The sequence below is a fragment of the Psychrobacter sp. T6-1 genome (assembly GCF_052258445.1).
In genome coordinates this window covers 1-693 of the sequence record NZ_JBQQFC010000704.1, presented here as the reverse complement: position 1 = coordinate 693, position 693 = coordinate 1, and the positions used below count along the sequence as shown (strand labels likewise).

At 42.3% G+C, this 693-nt stretch carries 1 protein-coding gene and 1 pseudogene; both read left to right on the top strand.

The annotated features are described in order from the left end of the window. The first annotated feature begins 159 nt into the window (after positions 1-159). Positions 160-483 (top strand): Asp-tRNA(Asn)/Glu-tRNA(Gln) amidotransferase subunit GatC, encoded by a 324-nt coding sequence (gatC, locus tag ACTXGO_RS15520; protein ID WP_317200596.1) that lies wholly within the window; start codon positions 160-162, stop codon positions 481-483. Between the two features lie 57 nt (positions 484-540). Continuing rightward, positions 541-693: pseudogene (locus ACTXGO_RS15515) on the top strand (Asp-tRNA(Asn)/Glu-tRNA(Gln) amidotransferase subunit GatA); the annotation flags it as partial.

The window sequence follows — 693 nt, the reverse complement described above, 5'->3', positions numbered from 1 at the left end:
CCTGTAAACCTAGGACTGTAAAGTTGGGATAGATGCTTTATAATAAACGCATATTACACCTATACCTTTATGCCTAATCCTTTATGCCTAAGTTTATGACGCGTTTAAGGGTAGTCATTTTTGCCAGCTTTTATATCCTGTTCTTAAATCGGAGATTTTATGTCACAACAAACGCCCGAAGCTGACCTTAATAACAGCAATGTTAGCCGTCAAGAGATTATAGAAGTGGCTCGCCTAGCGCGCTTGGGTATCGATGAGGATACTGCAAGCAGTTATGCCAGTGAAATCAGTAAGGTTTTGACCCTGATGCAGACGCTTGAGAGCGTTGATACTGCTGATATCAAACCGTTATCGAACATCCATGAAGTCTATCAAGACTTTCGAGCTGACATAGCCAAGCATGATATCGATCGCGCGCGCAATCAATCTGTCGCGCCAGCTGTCGAAAACGGTCTATATCTTGTGCCGCAAGTTATTGAATAAGCGGCTACTTTTTGATTTTTATCATCAACATCTACCTTCTCTAACGGACGACGCCTTATGTCTGAACTTCATCTTTTAAGTACCCAGCAACTAATCACGGGTTTACAAGACAAGCAATTTAGTAGCGCAGAACTAACTGAGCACTATATCAAACGTGTACAAGCGCTAGATAACAAGGTCAATAGCTTTATCACTACGACCTCCCAGACC